The organism is Streptomyces sp. NPDC002790 (assembly GCF_040295505.1).
GTDB lineage: Bacteria > Actinomycetota > Actinomycetes > Streptomycetales > Streptomycetaceae > Streptomyces.
This window is the reverse complement of record NZ_JBEOVM010000013.1, coordinates 102,121-109,022: the sequence shown is the minus strand read 5'-3', so window position 1 is coordinate 109,022 and position 6,902 is coordinate 102,121. Positions and strand designations below refer to the sequence as shown.

The window sequence follows — 6,902 nt, the reverse complement described above, 5'->3', positions numbered from 1 at the left end:
TCCGCGCTCCCCCGCCTCGCCGGGGGGTTTCGTTCCGCCCTCAACCCACACCCTCTAACTCGTAGGGGGGCCCCACTTTTTAATCGGGGGCCCGCCCCTCTACGTAGTGCGGTGTTTGCGCCTGTTCAGCCCTTGGCCGTGCACGTGGACAGGTCCGCCGTGTCGCCGCTGCGGATGTCCTTCAGGGCGTCCATCGCGTCGTCCATGGTGCCCACCTTGACGAGCGTCAGTCCGTCCGGGGTGTCCTTGGCCGCGGTGGCGCAGTTGTCCTTCGGCGTCAGGAAGTACTGGGCGCCCTTGTCGCGCGCCGCGACGGTCTTCATACCGATGCCGCCGATCGGGCCGACCTTGCCGTCGTCATCGATGGTGCCGGTGCCGGCCACGAACTTGCCGCCGGTCAGATCGTCCGTGGTGAGCTTGTCGACGATGCCGAGGGAGAACATCAGGCCAGCGCTCGGGCCGCCCACGTCGGCCAGCTTGATGTCGATCTCGAACGGGAAGGTGTGGTCGGTCCCCGCCTGGATGCCGACGATCGCGCGGTCGTCCTCGGCCTTCTCCGTCTTGATCGTCACGTTCTCCGTACGGGTCGCCTCCTTGCCGGCCTTCTCGGCGGCGGCCGCCTCCTTGACGGGCACGACCTTGAAGACGACGTTCTCGCCCGGCTTGTGCTTGGTGACGAGCTTGGCGACGTCGGTGGGCTTGGTGACCTTGGTGCCGTCGACGGACTTGATGACGTCTCCGGCGTGCAGCCTGCCCTGGGCGGGGCTGCCCTTGACGACACTGGAGACGATCACCCAGGACTTCACGGGGATGCCCAACTCGTTCAGCGCCGACACCTTGGCGCTCTCCTGGGACTGGCTGAACTCCTCGGCGTTCTGCTGCGAGGACTGCTGCTCGGTCTGCCCGTCCGGGTAGAGCGTCTCGTGCGGCACCACGATGCTGTCGTGGGCGAGCCACCCGTAGACGGCCGAAGCCAGGTTCATGTTGTAGTCGGCGCTGGTGACGCGGACCGTCGTCATGTTCAGGTGGCCGGACGCGTCGTACGTCTTGTGGCCGGAGATCTGGATCACGGGTTCGCCGCCGTGGTCCCCGAGCGTGTTCACCGTCGGTCCCGGCGACATCTCCGCGTAGGGCACTTTGATGAGCACCCCCGCGCACAAGAGCGCGATCAGCATCAGGGTCGAGGCGAGCATCGTCGCAGTGCGGCGTGGCATGGAACGACAGTACGGGACGACTCTGTCGACGCACCTGTGGGGCCGGGCCCGTCAGGTGCCTTGGTGCGACTTCTCCATCGCCTCACGGAAACGCGCGTAACCACTGAGTTCCGTGACGTCCCCGGTCTTGTGCCGCTGCCGACCGGCCCAGGTGCCCCAGAGCCCGGCGGCCACCGCGGCGACAACGGGAATGAGCAGCCACAGGAGCGCTGCCATGCCGACCTCCCGACCCCATGAGCGACTGCCACTGACGTATCAGCAGATTAACCATCCGCAGTCCCAACGCTCGCCGCAGGGGGGCGGTTACGCAACCGGAGCCTCAGCAGGCCCCAACCCACTCCTCTGTCCCATCGGAGAACGTCTGGTGCTTCCAGATCGGCACTTCGTGCTTCAGGTCGTCGATGAGCTTGCGGCAGGCTTCGAAGGCCTCGCCCCGGTGCGGGCAGGAGACGGCGACGACGACCGCGAGATCGCCCACCGTCAGATCGCCGACTCGGTGCACCGCCGCCAGGGCCCGCACGGGGTACTCGGCGACGACCTTCTCGGCGACGCGCCGCATCTCCGCCTCTGCGGTCGGGTGGCAGGAGTAGCCCAGCTTGTCCACGTCGGCCCCGCCGTCGTGATTGCGCACGGTCCCCACGAAGAGCGCGGTGCCGCCCGCCGCGTCGTCGCCGACGGCCCGGAAGACCTCGTCGACGGTGAGCGGCGTCTCTCGGACGGCGAGCAGCTTGATCGGGTCCTGTGCCCTCAGCTCACCGGGGTGGTCGTGCTCAGTGGGTGCCATGCCCTCATCGTGCCGCACGCCGCCGACAACCGTGAATAGCGTTTTCGACCGGCACGCACGCGTACCGGCTTGGAGCCTCCTACAGGTCGGGCGGTGGTCAGATGCGCCGTCGCGCCTTGCGGACCCGCCGCACCACGGCCGCCGTGCCCAGAAGGGCGACGGTCGCGCCCGCGGCACCGGCCGCCGTCGCGTCCTTGCGGCCCAGGCGTCGGCCCGCGACCGTGCGCCGGCCCGCGACCTCCTCGAGCAGTTCCGCGAGGACCTCCTCGTTGGTCCACTGGGGTCGCCATCCGGAATCGTGCAGCCGGCTCCCACTGACCACCCACGGGTACATCGTGTAGGCGAGGTCGCCCGCCGGGGACGGCGTCAGGCCGATCCGGTGCAGCCGGGCCGCCGCGCCCAGAGCGACGGCGGAGGGCAGCTCCATGCGCCGGATGCCGCTGAGCTCCTCGACCTCCTCCTGCTCCAGCCAGCCGTCGCAGCCGACCGCGAGCTCTCCGTCGACCTTTTCCAGGGCCGCGTGCTCCAGAGCGCTGCACAGGTCGTCCACGTGACAGAACTGCCAGGCGGGCCGCGAACCGGCCACTACAAGGAGGCGCGGCGACTCGAAGTACCGGGTGAGCGCCGTGTCCATGCCGCCGACGAGCACCGCCGGGCGCACCACCGTGACGTTCAGGCCGGGATGCGCGCGCGGGGCGCGGCGGGCGAGCCGCTCGACCTCCAGGAGGTCGCCGACTCCGGTCGCCTCGGCGGTGGCGCGCAGCTCCGCGTCCTCGGCGAGCGGAAGCTCGTTGTCCTCGAGGGCTCCGTAGACCATCGTCGAGGTGCACAGCACGACGCGGTGCACTCCTGCCGCGGCCGCGGCGGTGAGCACCGTCTGGGTGCCCCGCACGTTGTACGCGGTGCGGGCCGCGGGGTCGGACTCCAGGTCGAGGTCGAGGGCCAGGTGCACGACGACATCGGCGCCGCGCAGCTTCTCGGCGATGGCCGGGTCCCGCACATCCAGGACGTGCCAGGTCGCGGACGTGCACTCGCCGCGCCGCTCGTCGATGGCAAGGACCTGCTTGATCTCGTCCGACGCGGCGAGCCGCTCGGTGAGCAGGGCGCCGATGCCGGACGCGGCACCGGTGACCGCGACGACGGGGCCGCGGACGGCTGGACGGGGTGCAGGGTTTCGCGCTGCGCGAACCTGCGGATCTGGGGAACTCACCGGGCGTCTCCAGCGGTTGTCTTCAGTACGTACCCGTATGACACGTACGTACCAGGAGGCATCCATCCTGCCGCAGGCCATTCGTCGGCGAAGCACTGAGGCCCGATCCGGTCATGGTGTCTACGCTGGGTGTGTAGTCGGGCAGTCGCCGCCGGGCCCAGAAACCGGCGGCCCAACCAGCCGAGGAATCCCGTGAGTGACACCCCATTCGGTTTCGGCCTTCCGCCGGAGGAGCCGGAAGACGGCGACGAGGGCAAGAAGAAGGACCAGCAGGGCGGTGGCGGTCAGGGACCGGCCGGCCCGTTCGGATTCGGGTTCCCGGGCCTGCCCGGCGCGGGCGGCCCGGGAGGCGAGGGCGGGGACAACCCGTTCGCAGCCATGTTCGGCTCGATGAATCCGAACGATCTGGGAGCGGCCTTCCAGCAGCTCGGTCAGATGCTCTCCTACGAGGGCGGGCCGGTGAACTGGGACATGGCCAAGGACATCGCCCGCCAGACCGTCTCGCAGGGCACACAGGACGGCGTCAAGGACGCCAGCGTGGGTCCCGCCGAGCGCACCGCGGTCGAGGAGGCCGTGCGCCTGGCCGACCTGTGGCTGGACGACGCGACGTCGCTGCCTTCGGGCGCGCACTCGGCAGTGGCCTGGAGCCGCGCCGAGTGGGTCGAGGCGACCCTCCCGGTGTGGAAGGAGCTCGTCGATCCGGTCGCCGAGCGCGTCGGCATGGCCATGGGCGATGTGCTGCCCGAGGAGATGCAGGCCATGGCGGGCCCGCTGATCGGCATGATGCGCTCCATGGGCGGCGCCATGTTCGGCCAGCAGATCGGGCAGGCCATCGGCGTGCTCGCGGGCGAGGTCGTCGGTTCCACGGACATCGGCCTGCCGCTGGCCCCGGCCGGCAAGGCCGCACTGCTGCCGCTGAACGTCGAGGCCTTCGGCAAGGACCTCGGGGTCACGCAGGAGGAGGTCCGCCTCTACCTGGCGCTGCGCGAGGCCGCTCACCAGCGGCTGTTCTCGCACGTGCCGTGGCTGCGCTCGCACCTGTTCGGTGCGGTCGAGGGGTACGCGCGCGGGATCAAGGTCGACACCTCGAAGCTGGAGGACGTGGTCGGCCAGTTCGACCCGCAGAACCCCGAGCAAATCCAGGAAGCACTCCAGCAGGGCATGTTCCAGCCGGAGGACTCCCCGGAGCAGAAGGCCGCTCTGGCTCGCCTGGAGACGGCTCTCGCGCTCGTCGAGGGCTGGGTCGACGCGGTGGTCCACGCGGCCGCGAAGCCGCGCCTGTCGTCCGCCGACGCGCTGCGCGAGACGCTGCGCCGCCGCCGTGCGACCGGTGGCCCGGCGGAGCAGACGTTCGCGACGCTGATCGGTCTGGAGCTGCGTCCGCGGCGCCTGCGTGACGCCTCGCGCCTGTGGGCCTCGCTCACGGACGCGCGCGGTGTGGACGGGCGGGACGGCCTGTGGGCGCACCCGGACATGCTGCCGACGGCGTCCGACCTGGACGATCCGGACGGCTTCGTGCACCGCGACGAGCAGCTGGACTTCTCCGAGATCGACAAGATGCTCGGCGAGGCGGCGAGCGGCGGCTCCACCGAGAAGCCTGACCTGAAGAAGGGCGAGGACGACAAGGGCGAAGGCGACCAGGGCGAGGGCGACTCCGACAAGTGAGCCTGTACGACGACACGGTCCTCGTGCTCAAGAGCTACGAGGACCAGCCAGAACTGCGCCAGGTCTACCTGGACCATCTGTCGGAGCACGGCGCCGAAGGCCTGTGGAAGCCCTGCATCGCAGGGCACATCACGGCGAGCGCGCTTGTCGTCGACCCCACGCGCGGGCGCGTGCTGCTCACACTCCACAAGAAGCTGCAGATGTGGCTTCAGATGGGGGGACACTGCGAGCAGGGCGACCCGACCCTGCGGGCCGCGGCCCTGCGCGAGGCGACGGAGGAGTCGGGCATCCCCGGCCTCACGTTCCTCGGGGGCGGGCCGGTCCGCCTGGACCGGCACCCGATTCCGGGGCCGTGCACCCAGCACCTGGACGTGCAGTACGCGGCGCTCGCCCCGGCGGACGCCACGGAAGCCATCAGCGACGAGTCCCTGGACCTGCGCTGGTTCCCGTACTCCGAGGTCGCAGAGGTCGCCGACACCTCTGTCGTCCGTCTGGTGGAAGCCACCCGAGCACGGCTCTAGAAGGACATGGGTAAGGGGCGGCCACCATGGTGGCCGCCCCTTACCCATACCTGCCTAGCTCCAGACGTTCCCCTGGTTCTGGCCGCGGGCGCCCTGCTGCCCCATCCCGTACTGCGCGGCGAGGCCTCCGCCGGTCGCCGCGTGCTGCGGCGGCAGCAGCTCGCTGGGCTGGACCAGCGCGTAACCGCTGCCCATGAAGCTGAGCTCCCAGCCCTCGCCGGTGTTGCCCCGACGCCGCCAGACGCCGGAGGAATGCGTCTGCGCCTGCATCTGCACCCGGAGCCCGGTGGACCAGGCGACGATGGCGTCCGCGTCGGCGTTGACGTACCGGTCGGGCGTGACCTGGAGCATCAGCGGCTGACCGGATGTCATCAGCGCGACCTTGCCGTGCCCCGTGATGTTGAGCTGATACTTGCCGGAGCCGGAGATGCCGAACTGGCTGTCCACGGCGACGACTTCGTGGTGCAGCGAGGAGTCCATCGCCAGCACGTAGCTGCTGTCGACGGTCAGGCCGTCCTGTTCGACATCCACGACGTGGATGTACTGGGCGAGGTTCGCCAGGTAGACGGTGCCCTGCCCGTGGCAGCGCATCAGGCTGAGACCCTCGCCGGTGTGCGCGCGGGCGCGCTGCTGTCCGGACGTCTGGTACTCGCCGTCGAACTCCATCAGCCCCTGGTAGGCGACCATCGCGCCCTTACGGGCGAGGATGTCGTCGTGACCTTCCAGGGCAACCCGCAGCATCTGCGGGTTCTGCACCGTGTAGCGCTCCTGGGTCTGCTGCTCGGTGTACGCGAAAAGCGGGCTCTGCATGGTGTTTTCGCTCCCCCTCAGCCCCGGGCTCGGAGGCGGTCGGTGCTGTCTTCACTGGGCTGTACGACGACGATGCCTTCCCCGGAGAAGCCCATCTGGTAGGCCTCGCCGCTGCCGCGCCCGATGAGCGAGCCGGCCCTGAAGCTGCGCTTGCCCTTCACCTTCAGGCTCGGCGACCAGGCGATGAGCGCGTCGGGGTCCACGTAGGTCTCGTCCTCGCCGCGGCCGCAGTCGACCACGATGGGGGTGCCACGGGAGGTCAGCGCGACGTGCCCCTGGCCGCCGACCGTGATGTTCCACAGGCCCTGACCAGTGAACTTGGCGAGGCCCTTGACGCGCTCGACGCCCCACTGGAGGTGCGCGTCGAAGGCCAGGAGGTTGGTGCCGTTGACGGAGATCGACTCGCCACCGAGGTTGATGACGACGACGTCGGCGCCGTAGTCGGCGAGGTAGAGCAGGCCGTCACCGGAGCACTTCATGAGAGGTGCGCCCTCGCCGGTGATCCAGTCACGGGCGATCTGACGGACGGCGGGCGGGTTGGGCTCGTACTGGACGAAGCCTTCGTAGGCGACCATCGAGCCCACGCGCGCGAAGAGGTCGTTTCCGGTCTGCATGGCGACCTTCAGCATGTTGCTGCCGTGGTTCTCCATGCGGGCGGCTACCGGGGTCGGGGCGAAGCCCGCGAGCGGTTGGTTCAT

8 protein-coding genes are annotated in these 6,902 nt (G+C 69.8%); 2 read left to right on the top strand and 6 right to left on the bottom strand.

Annotation, left to right across the window (positions count from 1 at the left end; genetic code table 11):
* Positions 1–125: 125 nt before the first annotated feature.
* The 4 genes from ABT004_RS10020 to ABT004_RS10005 all read right to left on the bottom strand — a co-directional run bounded on the left by ABT004_RS10020 (position 126) and on the right by ABT004_RS10005 (position 3,208).
* Positions 126–1,214, bottom strand: coding sequence for a YlbL family protein (locus ABT004_RS10020; RefSeq protein ID WP_351333583.1), 1,089 nt, complete (start codon positions 1,212–1,214; stop codon positions 126–128).
* Between the two features lie 51 nt (positions 1,215–1,265).
* Positions 1,266–1,430, bottom strand: coding sequence for a hypothetical protein (locus ABT004_RS10015; protein ID WP_351333580.1), 165 nt, complete (start codon positions 1,428–1,430; stop codon positions 1,266–1,268).
* A gap of 103 nt (positions 1,431–1,533) precedes the next feature.
* The gene (locus ABT004_RS10010; protein WP_351333577.1) at positions 1,534–1,998 is read right to left on the bottom strand and encodes a molybdenum cofactor biosynthesis protein MoaE; all 465 of its coding nucleotides are present in this window, start codon (positions 1,996–1,998) and stop codon (positions 1,534–1,536) included.
* Between the two features lie 97 nt (positions 1,999–2,095).
* On the bottom strand, positions 2,096–3,208 hold the full coding sequence (locus ABT004_RS10005; RefSeq protein WP_351333575.1) for an SDR family oxidoreductase: 1,113 nt from the start codon (positions 3,206–3,208) through the stop codon (positions 2,096–2,098).
* 192 nt (positions 3,209–3,400) lie between these two features.
* Between ABT004_RS10005 and ABT004_RS10000 the strand changes: the two genes are divergently transcribed.
* On the top strand, positions 3,401–4,873 hold the full coding sequence (locus tag ABT004_RS10000) for a zinc-dependent metalloprotease (protein ID WP_351333572.1): 1,473 nt from the start codon (positions 3,401–3,403) through the stop codon (positions 4,871–4,873).
* Positions 4,870–5,394 (top strand): NUDIX hydrolase, encoded by a 525-nt coding sequence (locus ABT004_RS09995; protein WP_351333569.1) that lies wholly within the window; start codon positions 4,870–4,872, stop codon positions 5,392–5,394. The genes ABT004_RS10000 and ABT004_RS09995 overlap by 4 nt, the downstream gene beginning before the upstream one ends.
* 54 nt (positions 5,395–5,448) lie before the next feature.
* Here ABT004_RS09995 and ABT004_RS09990 read toward each other — a convergent pair whose 3' ends face one another.
* Positions 5,449–6,204: an AIM24 family protein gene (locus ABT004_RS09990; RefSeq protein WP_351333567.1), complete on the bottom strand. Its 756-nt coding sequence runs from the start codon at positions 6,202–6,204 to the stop codon at positions 5,449–5,451.
* A gap of 17 nt (positions 6,205–6,221) precedes the next feature.
* Positions 6,222–6,902: an AIM24 family protein gene (locus ABT004_RS09985; RefSeq protein WP_351333564.1), complete on the bottom strand. Its 681-nt coding sequence runs from the start codon at positions 6,900–6,902 to the stop codon at positions 6,222–6,224.